A 20,638-nucleotide genomic window follows, 5' to 3' on the forward strand; every position below is an offset into this window, starting at 1 on the left:
TAAATGAAGCGGGTGATTAATTCAAATTTAATTTCTTTTCTTTGAAGTACTTTAAAGCACCAGGATGGTAGGCTACTGGCGTAGATTTGGTTTTTTGATTTTCTAAAGTGACGTTAATGTATTCCTGATGGGTCCGCACTAAATCGAGTTTATGATCAAAAATGGTTTTGACAATTTGGTAGGCTTCTGCATCTGACATATTAGCGTTGACAACCAAAATATTGGCCACCGCTGCCACTTTGTTATCTTTGGCCATGCCGCTATAAATGGTTTTTGGAATGACGGTAGGAAAATAGAGGTTGCCATACTTTTTATTCATCGCAGCGACTTCATCTGCATTATCAATCATGACGATTTTCATGCCAGGACTATTGGCTAAATCAGTAACTGCTGCAGTTGGCAGACCGCCAACCCAAAAGAAGGCATCAATTTTCCGGTCTTTGATTGCGTTGACGGATTCAGCAACACTGAGGCGTTCGCGTTTCACATCTTTATCTTTATCCAGCCCAGCTGCCTCGAGCTCACGAAAGGCCATAATCTCAGTAGCGCTACCTGGGGCTCCAGTGCTTACTCGCTTACCTTTTAAATCTTTCATGGTTTTAATACCAGTTGACTCAACTGTGACCACGTGCATTAAATTGGGATAGAGTACTAAGAGCGTACGTAAGTCAACTTTTTTATTAGCAAATTTACCTTCACCCATTTGTGCGTCTTTGGCCGCGTCGGCCATTGAAAATCCAACATACGGTTTACCTGTGCCAATCAAATTCAAATTGTCAACCGAGCCACCAGTGACCTCAGCAGTAGCCGACATATTGGGAATATATTTAGAAAGCACCGCTGCAAGCCCGCCGCCCATGGGGTAATACACCCCCCCAGTGCCGCCAGTGGCAATTGATAAATTTTCTGCTTGGGCGCTAGAAAAACACAATGTAGCAAGTACGACAATTAATTTAGAAAGTTTCATAAAGTGTCTCCAAAGAGGAAAATAAACGTGGGGAAATCACAGTCCAGGCATGGTGAAATTAATGGCTGCTAATTCAGCAATTAATTTTTTCTGCTGCTCAACTGGCAAGGTGACGAGAGGTGGGCGCATACGTAACCAACCTGGATCTTTACTGAAGTGGGCAACCACTGCTTTCATGGCGGCCATTGGGGGATATTGCATAAACACTGCGCGCACCTTGTCTAAAGCCGCCTGACTTTCATCAGCATAAGCATCTTCCCAGTGGGCGCCTAAATCGGCAATGGCTTTTGGGTTGATATTAGCTGTAGCAGAAATACAGCCCACTCCGCCAGCGCGCATGGTACGCAGTAAAAATATTTCGCTGCCCGCATAGACGCGAAAGCCAGTAGGAGCTAATACTTTAATCACCGATTCAGTGTAATCCCAGTCGCCCGAACTGTCTTTAATGCCGACTACGGTTTTTGGAAAGGCCTCGACTAAGCGTTCGAGCAAATCTAAGCTCAAACCAATTTTGCTCACAGGCGGGATGTTGTAAACATAAATTTGTAAAGCGCTATCACCAACTTTTTCAATCACTTCAGCAAAGTAAGCAAACAATCCATCGTCTGAAACATCTTTATAGTAAAAGGGCGGCAACATTAAAACGCCGGCACATTTAGCCTTGACTGCAGCTTTAGTCATGGTGACAGCATCATCGACGGAGCAAGCACCGGTACCTGGCATCATTTGGCTTGGATCGAGCCCGCCCGCCAATAAATCATCAAGTACCCGCAATTTTTGGGTGGCCGACATGGAATTTGCTTCGGAATTAGTACCAAAAACGGCATGCCCAACGCCATTTTTTGATAACCATTGACATTGTTTTAATAAGACTTTGGAATTGGGACTGCCATCTGCGTTAAATGGAGTTAACACCGGCGAAAGAATAGTTGGCAGGGAAGAGGCAATCGTTTTCATAAGGTCTCCAGATCAAATGGTATTGGGGTAAGAAGGGGCTGCTGTTGAAAAAAAGCGTCGAGATTATCGAGGGTTAAGTTTGTCATGGCAATGCGGGTTTCATTCGTACCGCTAGCCATATGCGGCGTGAGTACAACATTGCTATATTTAAAAAATTCAGGATTAGGAGTGGGCTCATTTTCGAATACATCTAAGGCGGCTCCAGCAATCAGCTTATTTTCTAGTGCGTGTAAGAGCGCGGCTTCATCTAGCACACTGCCACGGGCAATATTAATAAAATAAGCGGTGGGTCCGAGGGCCTTAAACACCGCCGCATTCGCGATTTTTGCGGTGCTTGGCCCAGCGGGGCACAGCATGATCAAAATATCACTATTGGCAGCTAAGCTGACGATATCGCTATAGTAGGTGTAGGGCACATTTTTTTGATTCGGACCGCAATAACTCAAATGGACTTTAAATGGCTTGAGACGCTCAACCAAATCGAGGGCAATACGGCCAAGGCCGACGATACCCACCCGCTTGCCAGCCAAACTGCTAGTTAAGGTGTAGGGCCCGTTACTCCAAGTGCCGGCACGTAAATACTGTTCTGCAGCGGGTATTTGGCGCATTAATGCCAACAGCAAACCCACTGCCAATTCGCAGACTGCATCATTAAGAACCCCAGGTGTATTGCTAGCAATAATGTGTTTTTGCTGCAAGTAATCTAGCGGCAAATTATCGTAACCAACCCCACAATTGGCGATAATTTCTAATTTTGGCAATTGTTCTAAAAGGCTAATGGGAAGAATAGTAGGCGAGCGGGTGAGGATCGCCTTAAATACACCAAGGGGCGGTTTATCGAGCGGATTAAGTAACTTACCATAGTTACCATGACCGATCCGGCGATCGATTTCCGCTTGCATGGGGCCTGAAAATGGGCCGACTTGGAGCACCGAATTGACGGGAATCATGTCTCTTTATGTTTTTTTGAAATAATGGCACATTGTAAGTGTTTTCTTAATCCTGCTACCCTGATTCATTAACCACTTTTGGGGCAAACCATTGAGCAATTCCGATCCAGCCAAGACTACCTCCCGCGGCATGCTTAAGGGGCTGACACGCTATGGCGATGCGGGATTTTCACTATTTTTACGCAAAGCCTTTATTAAGGCGATGGGTTATAGCGATAGTGCCCTCGACCGCCCAATTATTGGCATTACGAATACCTTCAGCGACTTTAACCCCTGTCACGGCAATGTGCCCCAAATGATTGAGGCTGCCAAGCGTGGTGTGATGCAAGCTGGCGGCATGCCGCTGGTTTTTCCTACTATTTCGATTCATGAGTCTTTTGCCTTCCCAACCAGTATGTACTTACGTAATTTGATGGCTTTAGATACGGAAGAAATGATCCGTGCACAGCCCGTTGATGCAGTGGTGTTAATTGGGGGCTGCGATAAAACGATTCCAGCGCAATTAATGGCTGCAGCTAGCGTATCAGTGCCAGTTATTGTGATCCCCACAGGACCCATGCTAACCACCACTTATCAAGGCGATCGTTTGGGGGCTTGTACGGATTGTCGGCGTTACTGGGCAAAGTTTCGTGCGCATGAAATCGATCAGACTGAAATTGATGCAGTGAATGAAAAATTAGCCCCGACGACGGGCACCTGCATGGTCATGGGAACGGCTAGCACGATTGCCTGCATGACTGAGGCTGCCGGCATGAGTTTAGCGGGAACGGCAGCAGTACCCGCAGTGATGGCTGAACGCTTTCGTCTTGCCGAGTTCACTGGTCGGCGTGCAGTCGAGCTGGCGCAATTACCTGATCCTAGTACATTTTCTAGTCAGGCCATTTTGACTCCACAGGCTTTTACGAATGCATTTACCGTATTGCATGCGATTGGTGGTTCGACCAATGCCTTGATTCACTTCACTGCCATTGCCGCACGCCTAGGAATACAGATTGACTTAGAGGCGATTGACCGTTTAGGTCGTCATGTGCCAGTTCTGGTTGATTTAAAACCGAGTGGTAGCCATTACATGGAACATTTGTACGAAGATGGTGGCTTGATGGCGATCTTGCAAGAATTAAAACCCCATCTCTATTTAGATTGCCTGACGATTAGTGGTCGCACCCTAGGCGAAGAAATAGAATCAGCACAAAATAATAAAAGTATGGCGCGTCATAAAAAGGTGATTCGGATCGCTGCCGAGCCGATCTTCCCTGTCGGAGGTTTAGCGGTCTTAAAAGGCAATTTAGCCCCGCGCGGAGCCGTCATTAAACACTCGGCTGCGACCCCTGCTTTATTGCAGCATCGCGGTCGCGCTGTGGTATTCACCTCTTTAGAAGATTTAGCTTCGCGTATTGATCGCGATGATTTAGATGTACGAGCGGAAGATATTTTAGTGTTACAAAATGCGGGTCCAAAAGGCGCCCCAGGAATGCCCGAGGCGGGATATTTACCTATCCCCAAAAAATTAGCCCAAGCTGGAGTGAAAGATATGGTGCGTCTTTCCGATGCACGGATGAGTGGTACTGCCTTTGGCACGATCGTTTTGCATATTACTCCAGAGGCTGCTGAAAATGGACCACTTGCAGCGGTACGTAACGGTGACATGATTGAATTAGATGTACCTAAGCGCAGCATCACACTGTTAGTCGATGAGGCAGAAATTAAGCAACGTTTAGCCGAGTTAGGCGCCCCTGAAGCACGCTTAGAGATTCCAGCGACAGGTTATCGTCGGCTTTACCAAACGACTGTTACACAAGCCGATGTGGGCTGTGATTTTGATTTTATGGTGCCTGTAGCAACTCGTTCTGCACCCCTAATTAAGGAATAGTGTGATGTTATTTACTCCAGCTGAAACTAAAGTATTAATTATTGGCGGCGGCACGATGGGCGCTGATGTGGCAACCGTATTTGCCCGCGGTGGCTGTGCTACGCAAGTATGTGAACTCACCACCGAACGCCGTGCAGCTTTACCTACTTACTTTGCTAATCAAATGATCGAGTTGGGCTACGAGCAGCGCATCCATCTTTTGACGACAGCAGGCTCGTTGAATGACGTCGATTGGTCTGAAGTCGATTTAGTCGTTGAGTGTATTCCCGAGCGCTTAGATATTAAACAAGCCTTATTTATTGAATTAGAAAAACGCGCTAAAGCTGAAACAGTCTTAGCGAGCAATAGCTCAAGCTTTCCAATTAGCGCGATCTGTACAGATTTAAAAACGCAAGCTCGTATGATTGGACTACATTTTTTTATGCCAGCGCATTTGGTGCCCTGTGTCGAAGTTGTTTATGGTCCAAAAACGTCACCTCTTGTCGGCGAAAGCCTGTCACGCCTCATGACGGCATGCGGCATGGTGCCAGTGAGGGTAAAAAAAGATTTACCTGGTTTTTTAGCCAACCGGCTGCAACATGCTTTATCACGCGAAGCCTTTTGGATGGTGGATGAAGGTATTGCAAGTTTGGAGGATATTGATAAAGCGGTGCGCTTTGGCTTTGGCTTTCGTTATTTAGCTGCTGGCCCCGTGTTACAGCGTGATCATGCCGGCCTTGATATTCATGCCGCTGCAGGCGCGAGCATTTATCCATCGCTTAACAATTCTCCACAAATTGCGCAATGCTTAGCAGAGCCTGCAGCCCATGGCAAATTGGGCATGAAAACCGGTGAGGGGTTTTTTCAATGGACGCCAGAAACGATTCGAGCAGAGCGAGAGCGCTATAACAATCTTTTAAGGGCTAGCTTGCAATTAATTCAAAAAGAATTACCTGAAATTAAATAAATTATTTTTAAGATAAATCGGCAATATGTAAGCGGCGCAATTGTGGGGCAAGATAGTAAGTGCAGGTTACCACTGCAATTGTGGCAATTCCGCCAAAAATAATTGAGGGCACTAGTCCCATTAAGCTGGCAGCAATGCCTGATTCGAGTGCGCCGAGTTCATTCGAAGAGCCAATAAAAATACCGTTGATAGCACTGACTCTGCCACGCATTTGATCCGGGGTAGTGAGCTGCATAATCGAACCGCGAATGACCACCGATACTGAGTCACAGCAGCCCGATAGCATTAAGAAGCTTGCCGCTACCCATAACTCAGTCGACAGCCCAAAGCCAACAATGGCCAAGCCAAAGCCCGCAACCGACATTAATAAATAACGGCCCGAGTTATATAGCATGGGTTTGCGAGCCAAGATAACGCCTGTAATCACTGCCGCGAGTGCGGGTGAGGCACGTAAAATACCTAAAGTTTCTGGTCCAGCATGTAAAACTTCTTTCACAAAAGCTGGCAAGATTGACACCGCACCCCCCAGCAAAACTGCAAACATATCGAGGGCCATTGTCGCTAAAATTAACTCGTGCTTACGAACATAATTAAAGCCCTCTAAAAAACTCGTAAAAAAATGAGCCCTTACCGTGCTGAGCTGCGGTTTTTGCGCTTGAATAAGCCAAGCACCATACAAGCCGACTCCAGCGCAGAGTCCAGCTAGACAATAAGTCCACGATAGACCAGCAAAGCCAATGAGTAGGCCGCCGATACCGGGCCCCGCAACCACACAAATTTGAAATACCGAAGAAGCGAGCGCGGTGTAGCGGGTGAGTTCTGCACGCGGAATAATTTGGCCAAAGATGGCCGTATACGAGGGGCGCATCAGCGCTCTACCGATACCTAGAAAGGCAACTGCCGTATAAATAAGGGGTACTGGTGGACTCATTAAATTGAGCGCAATAGCCACCAGAAAAAAGGCTACACCGATATGAATAGAGCAGGCAATGGCCGCAATCAAACGTCGCGAGTAGGTATCGACTGCGTGACCTGAGTAAAGCGCAAAAGCAAAGTAGGGTACTAGCTCCGCTAAGCCAACTAACCCCAGTGACACCACGCTATTCGTTAGCTCATAAATATGCCAACCCACTGCAACCATGATAATTTGGTAGTTGAGGGTGACGCCTATGCGGTAGATTAAAAGCGTTTGAAAAGCTTGGCGAGTGGACATCTCGAGTTTATGCTCCAAAGAGGAGTCGTAGCGGCGAAGTAATGAGGGTGAGCAACCAAATAAAAAAAGCACTGAGCGGCTGCATCCACCAAGTGGTAATGAAACCGGTGAAAGCTAAACCGAGCACAATAAAAAATCCCCAGGGCTCTATTTTTCCTAAAGCAATGGATTGACGCACGGGTAAGAGGCCAGACAAAATTCGGCCACCGTCTAATGGTGGCAAGGGAAATAAATTGAACACTAGCAAGCCAATATTCCAGAGCACCCCTGCTTTAGCCATGGAAATAAAAAAAGTCTCATCGATACCGAATCCTTGCAAGGTAATCCAGAGAAAGGCCCAGACGATGGCTTGGATAAAATTCGAGCCGGGGCCAGCCAAAGCAACCCAAATCATATCGATTTTGGGGTTACGTAAATGGTCAAAGCGAACAGGTACTGGTTTCGCGTAACCAATTAAAAACGAAGACCCCATTAAAATAAGTGCTAAGGGGATTAAGATGGTGCCCACCAAGTCGATGTGCTTGGCTGGGTTAAGGGTCACTCGGCCTAGCATGTATGCCGTGTTGTCGCCAAAACGCTTAGCCGCATAACCATGGGCTGCCTCATGTATGGTAATGGCAAAAATGAGCGGAATTGCATTAATGGCGACAGCTTGGATAGAATAGTCAGTAATCATGACAATATGATATCGATAGGAGCAAATTGTGACGGAAGAAAAGAAACCAGCAAGTAAGAATCCAGCCAAGCCAGCGGCGGGTAAACCCCCGGCACGTCCTGTAGCGAAAGGCCCACAGAGCTTAGGCGGGCGTCCGCAGGCAGGCTTTGGTGGCGGCAAGGGCATGATGCGCAAGGCTGGCCGTGGGCGTTAAGAATCACGAAGCGAGGCGCTTAGGTGGCAGAAGTAGGAGCTTGGCTTCTGAATAGGGGATAATTCAAATATGAGGAATGCACTAGGGGATCAAAATGAATGAATGGCATGGTGAGGAAAAATCGGCAATTAATCGTAAGATTATTGTTTTAGTTGTAATGCTTGCGGTAGCAACGAGCTTGGCTATTTTGTTTGCGATTACTGCTGCCCATATTGGATACGTTTTTAGATAAACGTTAACCGTATACAGTTACAACCCCTTGTTTTTCTTGGCCATGGAAGCCCTATGTATGCGCTTGAGGCTAATCGGCATACCAAAGCTTGGGCCGAATTAGGAAAAAATCTCCCTCGTCCCGACGCGATTTTAGTCATTTCAGCCCATTGGTTAACCCGCGGCGTTTGGGCTACCGCAATGCAAATGCCCCAAACAATTCATGATTTTGGTGGCTTTCCAGATGCCCTATTTCAGTTGCAGTACCCTGCTCCTGGCAGCCCTAATTTAGCGCAACGGGTAAAAACCTTATTAGCACCGCTGACCGCAGTGGTTTTAGAAGAAAATGAATGGGGTATCGATCACGGTGCTTGGTCGGTACTGCGCTACCTCTATCCTGCAGCCGATATACCAGTAGTGCAAATGAGTTTAAATGGCGGCTTAGACGCGCAAGGCCATTACGATTTAGCTCGTCAATTAGCCCCCCTGCGAGCAGAAAATATTTTAATTCTGGCGAGTGGCAATGTAGTTCATAACCTACGCCTCATTCATTGGCAGGCAGATGCTACCCCTTATCCTTGGGCTCTGGAGTTTAATCATTTCTTTTTACAGGCGTTGCAAGCAAACCAGTATCAGGCTTTAATTGACTACGAAAGTCTTGGTGAGGCGGCCCGCTTAGCGATTCCAACACCTGAGCATTATTGGCCGGCACTTTATCCGCTAGCTTTACAGCAGCCAGGTGAAAAAGTTACTGTCATTACTGATGGAATTGAAATGAGCTCAATTAGTATGTTGAGCTTCATCATCCACTAGGACCCCTATTTTTTGACCCTAGTGGCTGTCCCAAATTTATTCAGGCTTGATGTTATGAGCCTTTACTACTGCACTCCACTTAGCCGCTTCTGCTTTAATCAGTGCTGCAAAGTCTGCCGGTGTACCACCGCCAATTTCATTACCTTGCGCAAGCATCAATTCACGAAACTGGGGATCTTTTAATGCTTCGTTGGCCACTGCATTGAGTTTATCAATAATTGCTTTGGGTGTGCCTTTGGGGGCGACCAAACCTTGCCAATTGAGCACCTCAACTTTGGGGTAGCCAAGCTCGGTGAAGCTAGGGATATTAGGTAACAACGGTGAACGTTTTTTGCTGGTAATAGCCAAGGCGCGTAATTTATCGCCTTTAATGCTTGGCATGGCTGAATACATTTGATCAAACATCATGTCAACATTACCCGCCATTAAATCGGTTAGACCTGCAGACCCACTTTTATAAGGTACATGAATCATTGTTATACCGGCGCTATCCATAAATACTTCAGCTGAAAGTTGGTGGCTACCACCGATACCCCCAGAAGAAAAAGTCAGAACACCAGGCTTTGCTTTAGCCGCAGCAACAATATCTTGCACAGTTTTATAGGGCGATTTAGGATTAACCACTAAAACTAAAGGCCCTTTTTCGATTAATACAATCGGTACGAGATCGGCTTCAGGATCGTAGCGTAAATTACCAAATAAACTTTTATTAACGGCTAGGGGGGCAAAATTCCCCATGCCAATGGTGTACCCATCTGGCGCAGCCCGGGCAATAAATTCGGTACCAATATTACCGCCAGCACCAGCTTTATTTTCCACGATGATGCTTTGCTTCAAAATTGCGCTCATGCGCAGGGCAATTTGACGGCTACGTGAATCTGCACCGCCACCAGCACCATAAGGCACGATGAAATTAATCGGCTTACTGGGATAGTCTGCTTGTGCATGACTAAGGCTGATATTGCAACTAGCACCGATTAAGCCCAGCGCAATGAAGGCAATTCGAACCCAAGGTAAATTGTTTAGTTTAGACATGTCATGCTCCACGTTTTGAAGGAATTGAGATTAGTACGTTCAAGTGAAATAGGAATAACTTAAATAATACCGAATAAACCGCATAGGGCGCCCAGCAAAATAAGCCATAAGGGGTGCCAAGGCGTTAGCAGCATGATAGCAAGGGTGCCCAGAGTAATGACATAAGCTACGACCCCATGATTAATTTGCCAGGATATTTGCCACGCGGAAGCAAGCACTAACCCAATTGCGAGGGCCGCCGCCGCATACTGAATAGCTTGCTGATGTTGCACATTTTTCATACTCTGAATATAGCGTTGTAACCAGAAAATAAGAATAGAAGAGGGCCAAGCAATAGCCAGAGTCGCCACTAAGGCTCCAAATACGCCGTAAACATGCCAACCAATTAAGGTGACAGTCATAAAGTTAGGGCCTGGGGCTGCTTGTGCAATGGCAAAATAGTTGGCAAAGGTTTGGGCATCAATCCAATGCTCTTGGTTGACTGATATATCGTAGAGCACGGGCAGTAAGGCATTGACGCCGCCAAAGGCAATTAAAGAAAAAGCCGAGAATTGAAGAAATAGACCGAGAAGGACGCTCATGGTTGCTTGACCTTACCCCACGCGAGCCACAAGCCCAGCGGCAGAGCGATAAGTACCACCCAGCCAAGCGCTAAGTGAAATACGGTTGCTGCGACAAACGTGACTGCTACCACAATGAACATCAGCGGATAGTGAAATTCATCGCGCATCATTTTGAAGCCAGTGGCGGCAATTAACCCTACGCCAACTGCAGAGATGCCACGCAAGACGCCTTGGACTGCAGTCAGGTAGCCGTACCGATCATAGAGTGCCGCTAACACCAATACCAAGCTGATTGGACCCAGCATCAAGCCTGCTACTGCGGCAATAGCACCTTTGACACCAGCAAAGCGTGAACCAATGCAAACGGCTAAATTCATAATATTAGGCCCAGGCACGATTTGACATATACCTAATATGGCGTTGAACTCATGCGCGGTTAACCATTTATTTTGTTCAACAACCGTCCTGCGCGCCCAAGGTAGCACGCCGCCAAAGCCCGATAATCCAATTTTGGTAAAGCCAATAAATAGTTGTTTGGGACTGACTGATTTCAAGTTAAGGCTTAAATGGATGCGGTAGGGGTTTGTTATCGAGCCAGGCCATTAAGGTTTGCGTGATGCCGTCAGCAAAGGCGGCAAAAATAGGTTCGGCAATAAAGCCTAAGTGGGGCGTAACTAATAAATTAGGGGTTTTACGCAAAGGATCACCAATAGGTAGTGGTTCAAGATCAAATACATCGATTGCGGCTTGGCCTGGGTGACCGTCAGCCAAGGCCGCAGGCAGGGCTTGCATATCAATTAAGCTAGCGCGCGAGGTGTTCACCAGAATGGCATCGGATCGCATCAGAGCTAATTTTTCCGCGTTGATTAAACCTTTGGTATGAGGCCCAGCTACTAAATGCAGGCTGACGACTTTTGCGGTACTAAGTAGCTCATCAAGAGTGACAGATTTTGTGTTCTCAGCTGCTGCGCGCTCTACAGTCATGCGTGGGCTCCAAGTGACCACTTCCATGCCAAAGGCTTGGCCGACGCGGGCTACTCGACTACCAATCGCACCTAAACCAATAATGCCCAAGCGTTCGCCACTCAGCATTGGCAGAACAGATAGTGCGTCACGCCAGCCACCTTGGACGATTAACTGATTTTGTTCAAGTAGGCGTTTAGAAGCACCCAAAATTAAAGCCCAAGTTAATTCGGCAGTAGTTTCTTTTGATGGCCCACCAGGGGAACAAGCCATGGGAATATTGCGCTCGACTAGCGCAGTAGCTTCAAGAGTGCCATTACGCTCGCCAGTAAACATCAAAAATTTGAGTTTATTTAAGCGCTTGAGGAGGGCTTTATTTAAGGGCGCACGGTCGCGCACAATCGCAATGGCATCAGCATCTTTAATTACCTCAAAGAGCGCCTCATCGCGAAGCGGTTGATGATGGAAGCTTAGATTCGCACGTTGTTCAAGTGCATCCCAATTTGAGAAACGGCGAATGGCTTGCTCATAGTCACCTAGAATGACGATATTTGGACGCGTTTTCATCTGCATATTTCCTCTAGTGTTACGAAGGAATACTTAAGCGCAAGATGGTGTGTAAATCGGGCGCTTTACCCAGACTCCATAGTGCTGCAATTAATTGCTGGGTTTTTTCTTTGCCAATAATGGGCTCCGCCAAACTGGTAAATTTAGCTTCGAGTTGGGCATCGCTCATGGGATTTTCAATCGATCCAATTGCATGTTCAACAAACACATGCACTTGCTGCCCACTTTTTAAGAAGGCCGTGACATCAACTGCTGCTTCGCTGATTGAAGCATCAATCGTGGCATGAACTTTATCGCGCAAAGCAACGACATCGGCACGGGTAACGATGTCATCAGCATATTCACTTTCAGCGGCTTGACCAAAAATAAGCCCAACAGCACAACCATGATAAACACTAAATTTACCCTCAAGACCCCGCTGCGGGGTTTTCTTGCCAGTTAGTTCTAACACTAAAGGATGAACTTTTATTTCAAGGCGTTCTACTTCATCTGGCTTCACGCCTTGCGCTCTAAGTTGTACACACGCATCGATACTTGGATGAATCACAATGCCGCAAGCAAAAGGTTTATAGGTATTAAGGGAAATTTCAAATACCTTACCTAGACCGCGCTCGATTTCAGACCAATCGGCTTTGGTTGAAACGGTCTGGACATATCCTCGACCAGCCTCAAGCGCTTTACTGCTAGCAGTAAAGCCGTGTTTTGCTAATAAAGCTGAAAGTTGACCTGCTCGTGCCGCTCCACCAGGATGAAATGGTTTAGTCATCGTGCCAAATTGTTCCCGCATCCCAATGGGTTGCGAAGCGGCAATTCCGAGTGCCATGGTAGTTTGTTGGGCATTGAGCCCCATTAAGCGAGCACTCGCTGCGGCTGCGCCTAACATTCCAGTTGAGCTGGTAATGTGCCAACCACGATGGTAGTGATCGGGATACATACAATTACCAATCCGACATTCAACATCAATCCCTAAAACCAGCGCATCAATCAGCTTACGACCATTGGTATTAATATGTTCGCCTAAAGCCAAAATAGCGGAGGCTACGGGTCCAGCAGGATGAATCACAGTTTTTAAGTGGGTGTCGTCAAAGTCGAAGGTGTGCGAACTAATGCCATTAATTAGCGCCGCACCCGCCATATCAACCCGTTCTTTGCGGCCCAGAATAGTGGCTTGTGGGGCAGGTTGAAATTCTTGAATTGCCGCTAATGATGTGGCAACGCTTTCGTGTTGAGCTGCGCCAATTGCACAGCCGAGCCAGTTTAAAAAAGTGCGATGGGCTTCATGTTCGACTTCAGGAGTCCAGCCCCGACTGGGATGCTTGGCAACAAAATCAGCCAGAATTTGGGTAACAGGTGGGGCGTTAAGATCGGCTGCTGCTTGAATTGTGTTTGACATGATGGGTTCTAGCGCTTTATTTAATTATTTATTCGATTTCGATTTTTCGGTCTTTGACAACTTTAGTCCAGCGGGCAATGTCGTCGGCCATATAACGCCCAAATTGGCTGGATGACATGGGCATGACTACTAATGCTTCGCTGGTTAACTTCGCCGCAAACTCGGGATTATTTAAAACCTTATTCAATTCCATGTTTAATTTATTGACAAGAACTTCAGGCATTTTTGCGGGACCAACAATACCGTACCATTGTTGACCTTCAAACCCAGCGTAGCCGAGCTCTTTAAAAGTGGGCACATTGGGAATCGCCGGGTTTCGGTTTGGGCCAGTTACGGCAAGCGGGCGAATTTTATCGGTATCAATATAGGGCAGCGCAGCAAAGAGTGCGGGAAACATCGCTTGGGTTTGCCCACCCATTAAATCAGTAAAAGCCGGAGCAATTCCTCGGTAAGGAATGTGAACTAAATAAATACCCGACTCATTCTTAAATTGTTCCATTGATAAATGCGTGAGAGTACCAGGGCCAGCTGAACCATAACTTAATTTAGCGGGATTTTTTTTAGCATAGGCAATAAATTCTTTCACGTTCTTTGCGGGTATGGACATGTTTAAAACAAGGACATTTGGAGTTGCGCCAATCATGCCAATCGGCGTGAAATCTTTAATTGCATCATAAGGAAGCTTGCGGACTGCAGGGTTAGTGCCATGGGTGCCGACATAACCAATCATCAGGGTGTAGCCGTCAGGAGCAGCTTTGGCAGTCGCTTGCGAGGCAATAATGCCGCCCCCGCCAGTGAGGTTCTCAACGATGATGGTTTGCCCTAAAGCATGACCTAAGCGTTCAGCCACAGTGCGGGCAATTTTATCAAGGCCGCCACCAGCAGCAACTGGTGCTAGCAAACGAATCGATTTATTAGGGTAGGGAGCAGGTTGTGCTAGCCCAGATAGGGACCAACCCAAAGTAAAACAGCCCAGCGCAACTATTTGTATAGATAAAAAAATCGGCGGTAGCCGATTAACTAGTTGGTTCATGAATTTATCCCCGAATATGATGCTTATTATGTTAATTATATTTCTTGTTCTATTTTTTTTAAGACTTTGCTGAGAGCTAGAAATATTTACAAGGTTATTTTACTATTTTAATCCGTTGTTTGCGGATCGATTGCTCAAGACCAATAGTTGCAAGATTTGGCTCGAGTGCTTCACGTTCGTCGAAAACAAAACAGGTGCCCTGATAATGATTTGACCCGACTTCTTCAAAATACTTCAAGATCCCACCCTCTAATTGATAGCTATGTTGGGCACCTAATTCACGCATGTAGATACCCGATTTTTCACAGCGAATTCCGCCCGTACAAAAGCTGACGACGGTTTTATTTTGTAAGTCTGCAAGGTGCGGCTGAATTGCGGCAGGAAAGTCACTGAATTTTTCAAGCTGCAAGTTCAGGGCATTTATAAAAGTACCGTATTCCACTTCAAAGCCATTACGGGTGTCGAGCATGACTACTGGTCGACCCAGATCATCGGCACCACGATCTAGCCAAGCACATAACTGTTGAGGGGAAATAAATTGGGCGCGACCTTTTTTAGGTTGAATGGTGGGATGATTCATGCGGATAATTTCTGCTTTAATTTTGATCAGCAATCGACGAAACGGTTGCACATCAGACCAACTTTCTTTCGCTTCAATTTGGGCAAAGCGCGGATCATTCCGTAGCCAAGCGACAAAAGTACGCACGGCATTTTCAGTGCCCGCGAGAAATAAATTGATACCCTCAGGTGCAAGTAAGATGGTCCCCTTCAAATGAAGGCGCTCACACTCTGCCAAAGCGCTTTGGCGCAATTCGCTGGGATTTTCAATCTCCACAAATTGGTAACTAGCAATATTTAAAATGGGCGACATACCCTATTATCAAACAAGATGAATACTGACTATCGAGGGCGCACTGCGCTAGAGCGCGAAGGCGGTTAAACTGAGGCGCTTGCTTGCTGGCGAGGCTTAGTCTAAACAAGCCTATTGTCAACCCTAAGCGAGCCCAAACAAGGTATAAAGATCCGCAAAACGCTGTATTTAGGAGATGAGTATGAGTTACCGAAGCAAATTAAAAACCTGCCTTTTTAGCTTTATTTTTGGCCTTGCAGCTTGTTTGCTCGGGTTCAACGCCTTTAGCCAAACCAGTCGCATTGCTGCTGGCTTAGGCACTTGGCCGACCCAAAAACCAGTGCGTCTGATTGCGGTTTTTCCTCCTGGCGGTTCGGTTGATCAGGTGGCGCGAATTTTGGCGCCCGCTATTCAGGCTGAACTCAAACAAAATGTGATTGTGGAAAATATTGGTGGTGCTTCTGGCGTAATCGGTACTGGGGCGATGGTGCGCTCAGATCCTGACGGTTACACTTTTGCAATTGTTTTTGATACACATGGCGTGAATCCTAGTATCAAAGATAAATTACCCTACGACACCATCACTGACATTGCGCCAGTTACCTTAATTGGCACCTCAGCTATGGTCTTGGTAGCTAGTAAAAACTCGGGAATTAAAACTTTTCAGCAATTAGTGGAAGAGTCGAAAGCCAAGAAAAAGTTTAACTATGGCTCAATTGGGGTCGGTAGCTTAGGGCATTTAGCCATTGCGCGTTTAGCCAAAACTGCAGGCTTTGATTGGGTACACGTACCTTATCGGGGGGGTGGGCCTTTAATGCAAGATATTCTGGGTGGCCAGGTGCCCCTTGCTATTGGCTCGGTGTTTTTAGTCAAGCCGCATATCGATAGCGGTGGTGTTATTCCTTTGGCAGTCACTACTACTAAACGTACTGCCGAATTACCGAAAGTTCCCACGATTGCAGAAAGTGGTTTCCCGGGATTTAATGCGCCAGCATGGTGGGCGGTATTAGCACCGGCTAAAACGCCACCAGCGATTGTGAATGCGATGAATCAAGCGGTTACTAAAGCGCTAAAAAGCCCAGCAGTCGCCGATAAATTGCGCGCTCAAGGCATTGAGATTGTGGCTGGCGGACCCGAAGCTACTAAAGATTGGATTGGTAAGCAGATTGCCCTATGGGGTAAGTTTGTGATCGAAAATGGTATTAAAGATACGCCTTAATTAATACCGTTCATTTAGTCACCTTATTTCTCCAGAAAGCTAACTGATGACCAATCGCGCCATTGACTATCAACCACTTGATATCGCAGAACCGGCTGAATTAGTGGCCGCAATTCGTAAACGTCGTGGCGGACAATTGATTAATTTAGACCGCATGCTTTTGCATAGCATTCCTGTGGCACGGGGCTGGAACGCATTTATTGGTGAAATTCGGGAAAATTTATCGCTGGATCCAAAGCTACGTGAATTAGCAATGTGTGGTGTGGCCGTGTTAAATGGTGCGGAGTATGAGTTTTTTCATCATGCTCCGCCATTTCGTAAAGCCGGCGGCACCGAAGAGCAAGTAGAGGCTCTACGTCACATTGGCGAGAGTAGCTTTCCACAAGAGCGTTTTAATGCAGTAGAACTTGATACTGTGAAGCTCACTTTACAAATGACGCGTGATGTAGTGGTGGATAAAACCGTTATCAACCATTTACAAAAAGCCTTAGGCAATACGGCAGTGGTGGAATTGGTAAGCGTGATCGCCGCCTACAATATGGTTTCACGTTTTCTCATCGCGCTTGATATTAACCCTGAAGATCATCCCCCCGCTTAAGCGCGACACTACATTTGCTCCCTGAGCGCTTCACAATATGGCAGTAAGCAATTAATATGCTTAACACTCCAATAAGCCAATGTGCAGTAATGACCCATTCGCGAGTATCGCCACTGCCGTAATAGAGTAATTGACCAGAGATCATTAGCACCATCAGGACTGTAGTGAAACCAAGTCCACTGAGAATATTTTTATTCAAATGCAGGCCAAGCCGAATATGTAGGGGCAGAGCGGCACCAAAAATAATCGTTACTGCCATTGCCGATACCCCATGCAAAATAAGTACCCATCGATTAGCCACAAAGCTAAGTTCAGTAGCCCATTCTTGAATAAGCAGATAGAGAAGACCGCTCCCCATGCAAATACAAAAACTAGGATAACTTAATTGCCTCTGCCAGTTTGGCATCACCTTAGGAGTAGATTTTGTTAAAGACTGACTGGGCGACTTCATTTTTGGAGCAACTTTATTCATGGTAAAAAATCACAGGTTTAGCGCTAAATCGCTCAAAGCAGGGATGCCTTACATCATTTGAAAGTATCAATACCTTAGTTAAGGCATCGGCGTGTACACAATGCGGCGCTATAACTGAATAGGAATGGGGTGAGTCACTTCGTAACCCTGCTGTAGGGTGAACAATGCCTTGACGTTCTGTTTGTGCTTGATCGTGGCGATAAAAATAATTAGCTGAACTAGCAACTGCACCATTTTGTAATTCACCTAACTCGATCAAACTTTGCCATTGATGCGGCAGGCGAATATAAATTTTTTGTCCACTTGCGCCAAATACTCTGAGGTCTCCTCCAGCATTTACACAACCTGCAGCAACCCCTTGTTGCAGTAAATTTTCGACCGCACAGTCAACCGCATACCCTTTTGCAATACCACCTAGATTTAAGCATAAAGGTCGTTTTGCATAAACTAGGCCATTGGGAAGAAATTCCAGATCAGCCAGATCACCAAAGGCTGCCCGCGCTTTTTTTAATTTAATGGTGCGCTGACCAATTCCGCAGTTAAATAAACCAGCAGAGTGCACAAAGATCTGTTGGGCAATTAATAAGATTGTCTTTAATTCAGTCGAGATGCTTAGTGGCCTTAAATGTACTAAGCGATTGAAATGTGAAAGCTCACTGTCGTCTGCATAAAAATTTAGTCTGCTCTGGATCTCGCTAATAGTAGTAAAAGCTTTTTCGATGCAGTATTTAAGATCGCGATATGCAATCGAATGTCCTGTGTAGGTATGCGCAGATATATCCACATAGGTGCCTAATAAGGGTTTACAGCGCTTTAAACTTCGCCAATCAGTTTGGTTCATTTAGTTGGCAACCTTAAGCGCTATTTCATAGAAATGCATCACCCGCTTTACACCATCAGTAATGTGCTTACTAGAAAGAGTAGCCCCTGAAATATTTTGGATATCGCGATTGAGTTTAAGCGGGTCTTGCGCTGTTTTACCTACAAATTGTTGGCGCCATTGCTGCTCAGCTACTTCATAGCCATATGATTCTCGGTACTCTAAAATTTCAACCCCCTGAATGCGTCCTGTAGAGCTTATACCAACGGCATAGCGAATCATTTCATGTTTGCCAACGACTTCATCGACTATAAGATAGTTACCTGCTTGATCATGCCAAATGTGCTCACCGCGAAAGGGGTAGTGCACCCCAGATATTTTTTTCATGCTGGATTGAAGTGAAGAATGAATAATCATCGGCTGCAAAGTAAATTTCTTACTAGGAAAGATGATTTTTTGCGCTTGTTCGGCCGAGATATAAATCTTGGCGTGGGCGAGGCTAGCCCCACTAATAACGCTAGCCCCCGTCAAAAACATAATTGAACTAGGTTTCCAAAGCATGTTGCGATTTCTTAGCTAAATGGAAAACCAATTTTGGCAATAATTTCATTCGTGCCATGGCTATCCCAGACATTGCCTCCAGAGCACTCTGCCGTACCTTCACCCATGCATTGCCCATCTATTTGGTAACGCCAAGCAAGTGTGGCCCACCAATTTTTATCCGCATAGTGCAAATTGGGCCCAATGAAGTTGGCAGTTTGCACTTGGTTTTGCCAGAAATAGCTGTTGTAATCGGTGTGATATCGATACTCAATACCAGCTGACCATTTAGGCGCAAATCGGTAGCTTGCCCCGAGTAAAACATCAATTAACGATTCAGGAATGGTTTCGCCAGTCGATTTCAACTGCTCATTTTCTAAGACGAGGTTGCCGGCCAAAATTAAACGATCATCAATAAAGTTAGCTTGCACTAGAAGGCGCGACTCAAATGCATTTTTCAGTTTTCCTAAAGTAGGCTCTAAATAAATTCCCACGCCAATAGGTTGAGTAACAGGGTTGGTAATCCGCCAAATACCTTCTAATGAGCCGCCATCTAAGCCAGTTTTACCGTAGCCATCAAATTCATTGGCACTATCTGGAACCCCGTACCCAGAAGTACAAGAGACGGCATCACCACAAACCTCAGGATTAAGGTAATTTTGCGAGGCATCAACTGAATAGGCATTGAGATAAGCCGCCACTTGAATATCATCCGTTAGGCCGTATTCCAGCTCAGAACGCGAATACCAAAAATCGTATTTCCCGTTCGCTTGACCAGTTGTTAATTGCAAGCGTTGCTCAAACTCGAGGCTACCTTTGGGTTGTAAATCAAGGGTATAAATCCACCCAAATAGGCCTTCACCCGCACTTGCTAAACTACTGACTGAAATTAGGCCAGCACAGAGGTATTGTTTTAGGCCTAGCGGGAATGATTGTTTTCTTACTGCCATTATTTCTCCTTGGTGAATACGTTGATGAACTGAGTGGGTGAGGAGAAATTCTAAATGAGAACAATTATCAACTACATAATTGTGGGATTATTCGGATAAGAAAAAAAGAGGTTAAGCTATGCGCATGAAGCAAAAGGGAGGGCAGTAGTGATCCAAAAAATCGTCGCCAATACAGCCGAAGCAGTGAGAAATATTTTGGATGGCGCCACCATTCTGGTGTCAGGATTTGGAGGCGCAGGCCTACCATTTCAGCTTTTAGATGCCCTCCTCGAACAGGGCGCTAAAGACTTAACCATTGTGAGTAACAATGCTGGTAATGCGGGTTTGGGGATTGCTAAATTAATTGCTAATGGACGGGTACGCAAAATGATCTGTTCATTTCCACGTCAACCTGAATCTGGGGCTTTTGATGATTTATTTCGTGCTGGAAAAATTGAATTGGAATTAGTGCCACAAGGCACTTTAGCCGAGCGTATACGTGCTGGCGGTGCAGGTATAGGCGCTTTTTTCACCCCTACTGCTTATGGCACTGAACTAGCAGTTGGCAAAGAGATTAAAGAGATCAATGGTGTTCAACAAATTTTAGAAATGGCGATTCAAGCCGATTTCGCATTAATTAAAGCTGATCTAGGTGATCGTTGGGGCAATTTAACGTATCACGGTACAGGCCGTAATTTTGGGCCTGTCATGGCTACTGCCGCAACGTGCACGATTGCTCAGGTAAATCGGCTGGTGGAATTAGGAGAATTAAATCCCGAGACGATTATTACCCCCGGGATTTTTGTGAAGCGCGTGGTCTGTATCGGTGAACGGGAGAAAAAATGACTCTCAAAATAAATT

General features: G+C 46.1%; 24 protein-coding genes. 8 read left to right on the forward strand and 16 right to left on the reverse strand.

All coding sequences use genetic code 11. The features are described from left to right. Positions 1–16 precede the first annotated feature (16 nt). From LZT22_RS05835 to LZT22_RS05845, 3 genes are read right to left on the reverse strand one after another with little or no spacing between them, the layout of a single operon-like run. Positions 17–967, reverse strand: coding sequence for a TAXI family TRAP transporter solute-binding subunit (locus LZT22_RS05835; RefSeq protein ID WP_233924134.1), 951 nt, complete (start codon positions 965–967; stop codon positions 17–19). Between the two features lie 36 nt (positions 968–1,003). Continuing rightward, positions 1,004–1,924, reverse strand: a complete 921-nt coding sequence (locus LZT22_RS05840) for a dihydrodipicolinate synthase family protein (RefSeq protein ID WP_233924135.1) — start codon at positions 1,922–1,924, stop codon at positions 1,004–1,006. Next, positions 1,921–2,874, reverse strand: coding sequence for a 2-hydroxyacid dehydrogenase (locus tag LZT22_RS05845; RefSeq protein WP_233924136.1), 954 nt, complete (start codon positions 2,872–2,874; stop codon positions 1,921–1,923). Before LZT22_RS05845 ends, LZT22_RS05840 begins: the two co-directional genes overlap by 4 nt. Before the next feature lie 91 nt (positions 2,875–2,965). Here LZT22_RS05845 and LZT22_RS05850 point away from each other — a divergent pair, with 91 nt between their 5' ends. Continuing rightward, positions 2,966–4,744 (forward strand): IlvD/Edd family dehydratase, encoded by a 1,779-nt coding sequence (locus LZT22_RS05850; protein WP_255700918.1) that lies wholly within the window; start codon positions 2,966–2,968, stop codon positions 4,742–4,744. Between the two features lie 4 nt (positions 4,745–4,748). Then, entirely contained in the window at positions 4,749–5,690 is a 942-nt protein-coding gene (locus tag LZT22_RS05855) for a 3-hydroxyacyl-CoA dehydrogenase family protein (RefSeq protein ID WP_233924137.1), read from the forward strand. 7 nt (positions 5,691–5,697) lie between these two features. Here LZT22_RS05855 and LZT22_RS05860 read toward each other — a convergent pair whose 3' ends face one another. Both LZT22_RS05860 and LZT22_RS05865 read right to left on the reverse strand, forming a co-directional pair. Further along, positions 5,698–6,903: an MFS transporter gene (locus tag LZT22_RS05860; RefSeq protein ID WP_233924138.1), complete on the reverse strand. Its 1,206-nt coding sequence runs from the start codon at positions 6,901–6,903 to the stop codon at positions 5,698–5,700. A gap of 7 nt (positions 6,904–6,910) precedes the next feature. Further along, entirely contained in the window at positions 6,911–7,579 is a 669-nt protein-coding gene (locus LZT22_RS05865) for a site-2 protease family protein (RefSeq protein WP_233924139.1), read from the reverse strand. 28 nt (positions 7,580–7,607) lie between these two features. On the opposite strand from LZT22_RS05865, the gene LZT22_RS05870 reads away from it, so the two are divergent. From LZT22_RS05870 to ygiD, 3 genes are all read left to right on the forward strand, one after another. Beyond that, positions 7,608–7,772: a hypothetical protein gene (locus LZT22_RS05870; RefSeq protein WP_233924140.1), complete on the forward strand. Its 165-nt coding sequence runs from the start codon at positions 7,608–7,610 to the stop codon at positions 7,770–7,772. Between the two features lie 94 nt (positions 7,773–7,866). Next, on the forward strand, positions 7,867–8,004 hold the full coding sequence (locus LZT22_RS05875; RefSeq protein WP_233924141.1) for a hypothetical protein: 138 nt from the start codon (positions 7,867–7,869) through the stop codon (positions 8,002–8,004). Positions 8,005–8,015: 11 nt separating this feature from the next. Beyond that, a complete protein-coding gene (ygiD, locus tag LZT22_RS05880; protein ID WP_370634817.1) occupies positions 8,016–8,795 on the forward strand; it encodes a 4,5-DOPA dioxygenase extradiol in 780 nt (259 codons plus the stop codon). A 36-nt stretch (positions 8,796–8,831) separates the two neighbouring features. On the opposite strand, the gene LZT22_RS05885 is transcribed toward ygiD, so the two are convergent. From LZT22_RS05885 to LZT22_RS05915, 7 genes are all read right to left on the reverse strand, one after another. Beyond that, positions 8,832–9,830 carry a tripartite tricarboxylate transporter substrate binding protein gene (locus LZT22_RS05885; protein WP_233924143.1) on the reverse strand — a complete coding sequence of 333 codons (999 nt, stop codon included), beginning with the start codon at positions 9,828–9,830 and terminating at the stop codon, positions 8,832–8,834. 59 nt (positions 9,831–9,889) lie between these two features. Next, positions 9,890–10,411, reverse strand: a complete 522-nt coding sequence (locus LZT22_RS05890; protein WP_233924144.1) for a chromate transporter — start codon at positions 10,409–10,411, stop codon at positions 9,890–9,892. Next, complete coding sequence (locus tag LZT22_RS05895; RefSeq protein WP_233924145.1) at positions 10,408–10,947, reverse strand: chromate transporter; 540 nt, start codon at positions 10,945–10,947, stop codon at positions 10,408–10,410. Before LZT22_RS05895 ends, LZT22_RS05890 begins: the two co-directional genes overlap by 4 nt. 1 nt (position 10,948) lies before the next feature. Then, positions 10,949–11,923 (reverse strand): D-2-hydroxyacid dehydrogenase family protein, encoded by a 975-nt coding sequence (locus LZT22_RS05900; RefSeq protein ID WP_233924146.1) that lies wholly within the window; start codon positions 11,921–11,923, stop codon positions 10,949–10,951. 19 nt (positions 11,924–11,942) lie between these two features. Further along, positions 11,943–13,316 (reverse strand): MmgE/PrpD family protein, encoded by a 1,374-nt coding sequence (locus tag LZT22_RS05905; RefSeq protein WP_233924147.1) that lies wholly within the window; start codon positions 13,314–13,316, stop codon positions 11,943–11,945. Positions 13,317–13,344: 28 nt separating this feature from the next. After that, the gene (locus LZT22_RS05910; RefSeq protein ID WP_233924148.1) at positions 13,345–14,349 is read right to left on the reverse strand and encodes a tripartite tricarboxylate transporter substrate binding protein; all 1,005 of its coding nucleotides are present in this window, start codon (positions 14,347–14,349) and stop codon (positions 13,345–13,347) included. Between the two features lie 94 nt (positions 14,350–14,443). Further along, on the reverse strand, positions 14,444–15,220 hold the full coding sequence (locus LZT22_RS05915) for a sulfurtransferase (protein WP_233924149.1): 777 nt from the start codon (positions 15,218–15,220) through the stop codon (positions 14,444–14,446). A 181-nt stretch (positions 15,221–15,401) separates the two neighbouring features. Between LZT22_RS05915 and LZT22_RS05920 the strand changes: the two genes are divergently transcribed. Beyond that, on the forward strand, positions 15,402–16,418 hold the full coding sequence (locus LZT22_RS05920) for a tripartite tricarboxylate transporter substrate binding protein (RefSeq protein ID WP_233924150.1): 1,017 nt from the start codon (positions 15,402–15,404) through the stop codon (positions 16,416–16,418). Between the two features lie 46 nt (positions 16,419–16,464). Beyond that, a complete protein-coding gene (locus LZT22_RS05925; RefSeq protein WP_233924151.1) occupies positions 16,465–17,016 on the forward strand; it encodes a carboxymuconolactone decarboxylase family protein in 552 nt (183 codons plus the stop codon). On the opposite strand, the gene LZT22_RS05930 is transcribed toward LZT22_RS05925, so the two are convergent. Genes LZT22_RS05930 through LZT22_RS05945 form a run of 4 tightly spaced genes read right to left on the reverse strand, consistent with a single transcriptional unit; the run spans position 16,988 to position 19,798 of the window. After that, complete coding sequence (locus LZT22_RS05930) at positions 16,988–17,488, reverse strand: hypothetical protein (protein ID WP_233924152.1); 501 nt, start codon at positions 17,486–17,488, stop codon at positions 16,988–16,990. The two genes, LZT22_RS05925 and LZT22_RS05930, sit on opposite strands and share 29 nt — an antisense overlap. Continuing rightward, positions 17,481–18,329 carry an FAD:protein FMN transferase gene (locus LZT22_RS05935; RefSeq protein WP_233924153.1) on the reverse strand — a complete coding sequence of 283 codons (849 nt, stop codon included), beginning with the start codon at positions 18,327–18,329 and terminating at the stop codon, positions 17,481–17,483. Before LZT22_RS05935 ends, LZT22_RS05930 begins: the two co-directional genes overlap by 8 nt. Further along, positions 18,330–18,869, reverse strand: coding sequence for an FMN-binding protein (locus tag LZT22_RS05940; protein ID WP_233924154.1), 540 nt, complete (start codon positions 18,867–18,869; stop codon positions 18,330–18,332). An 11-nt stretch (positions 18,870–18,880) separates the two neighbouring features. Beyond that, positions 18,881–19,798, reverse strand: a complete 918-nt coding sequence (locus tag LZT22_RS05945; protein ID WP_233924155.1) for a DUF6662 family protein — start codon at positions 19,796–19,798, stop codon at positions 18,881–18,883. A 147-nt stretch (positions 19,799–19,945) separates the two neighbouring features. Between LZT22_RS05945 and LZT22_RS05950 the strand changes: the two genes are divergently transcribed. Then, positions 19,946–20,623: a 3-oxoacid CoA-transferase subunit A gene (locus LZT22_RS05950; RefSeq protein ID WP_233924156.1), complete on the forward strand. Its 678-nt coding sequence runs from the start codon at positions 19,946–19,948 to the stop codon at positions 20,621–20,623. Positions 20,624–20,638 lie beyond the last annotated feature (15 nt).

Source organism: Polynucleobacter sp. IMCC 29146 (assembly GCF_021395195.1).
Taxonomy (GTDB): Bacteria; Pseudomonadota; Gammaproteobacteria; order Burkholderiales; family Burkholderiaceae; genus Polynucleobacter.

Bases quoted from the DNA above. Each gene is read 5' to 3' on its own strand.
- LZT22_RS05835 (WP_233924134.1), bottom strand. From the start codon at position 967: ATGAAACTTTCTAAATTAATTGTCGTACTTGCTACATTGTGTTTTTCT.
- LZT22_RS05840 (WP_233924135.1), bottom strand. From the start codon at position 1,924: ATGAAAACGATTGCCTCTTCCCTGCCAACTATTCTTTCGCCGGTGTTA.
- LZT22_RS05845 (WP_233924136.1), bottom strand. From the start codon at position 2,874: ATGATTCCCGTCAATTCGGTGCTCCAAGTCGGCCCATTTTCAGGCCCC.
- LZT22_RS05855 (WP_233924137.1), top strand. From the start codon at position 4,749: ATGTTATTTACTCCAGCTGAAACTAAAGTATTAATTATTGGCGGCGGC.
- LZT22_RS05860 (WP_233924138.1), bottom strand. From the start codon at position 6,903: ATGTCCACTCGCCAAGCTTTTCAAACGCTTTTAATCTACCGCATAGGC.
- LZT22_RS05865 (WP_233924139.1), bottom strand. From the start codon at position 7,579: ATGATTACTGACTATTCTATCCAAGCTGTCGCCATTAATGCAATTCCG.
- LZT22_RS05875 (WP_233924141.1), top strand. From the start codon at position 7,867: ATGAATGAATGGCATGGTGAGGAAAAATCGGCAATTAATCGTAAGATT.
- LZT22_RS05885 (WP_233924143.1), bottom strand. From the start codon at position 9,830: ATGTCTAAACTAAACAATTTACCTTGGGTTCGAATTGCCTTCATTGCG.
- LZT22_RS05890 (WP_233924144.1), bottom strand. From the start codon at position 10,411: ATGAGCGTCCTTCTCGGTCTATTTCTTCAATTCTCGGCTTTTTCTTTA.
- LZT22_RS05900 (WP_233924146.1), bottom strand. From the start codon at position 11,923: ATGAAAACGCGTCCAAATATCGTCATTCTAGGTGACTATGAGCAAGCC.
- LZT22_RS05905 (WP_233924147.1), bottom strand. From the start codon at position 13,316: ATGTCAAACACAATTCAAGCAGCAGCCGATCTTAACGCCCCACCTGTT.
- LZT22_RS05910 (WP_233924148.1), bottom strand. From the start codon at position 14,349: ATGAACCAACTAGTTAATCGGCTACCGCCGATTTTTTTATCTATACAA.
- LZT22_RS05915 (WP_233924149.1), bottom strand. From the start codon at position 15,220: ATGTCGCCCATTTTAAATATTGCTAGTTACCAATTTGTGGAGATTGAA.
- LZT22_RS05920 (WP_233924150.1), top strand. From the start codon at position 15,402: ATGAGTTACCGAAGCAAATTAAAAACCTGCCTTTTTAGCTTTATTTTT.
- LZT22_RS05925 (WP_233924151.1), top strand. From the start codon at position 16,465: ATGACCAATCGCGCCATTGACTATCAACCACTTGATATCGCAGAACCG.
- LZT22_RS05930 (WP_233924152.1), bottom strand. From the start codon at position 17,488: ATGAATAAAGTTGCTCCAAAAATGAAGTCGCCCAGTCAGTCTTTAACA.
- LZT22_RS05935 (WP_233924153.1), bottom strand. From the start codon at position 18,329: ATGAACCAAACTGATTGGCGAAGTTTAAAGCGCTGTAAACCCTTATTA.
- LZT22_RS05940 (WP_233924154.1), bottom strand. From the start codon at position 18,869: ATGCTTTGGAAACCTAGTTCAATTATGTTTTTGACGGGGGCTAGCGTT.
- LZT22_RS05945 (WP_233924155.1), bottom strand. From the start codon at position 19,798: ATGGCAGTAAGAAAACAATCATTCCCGCTAGGCCTAAAACAATACCTC.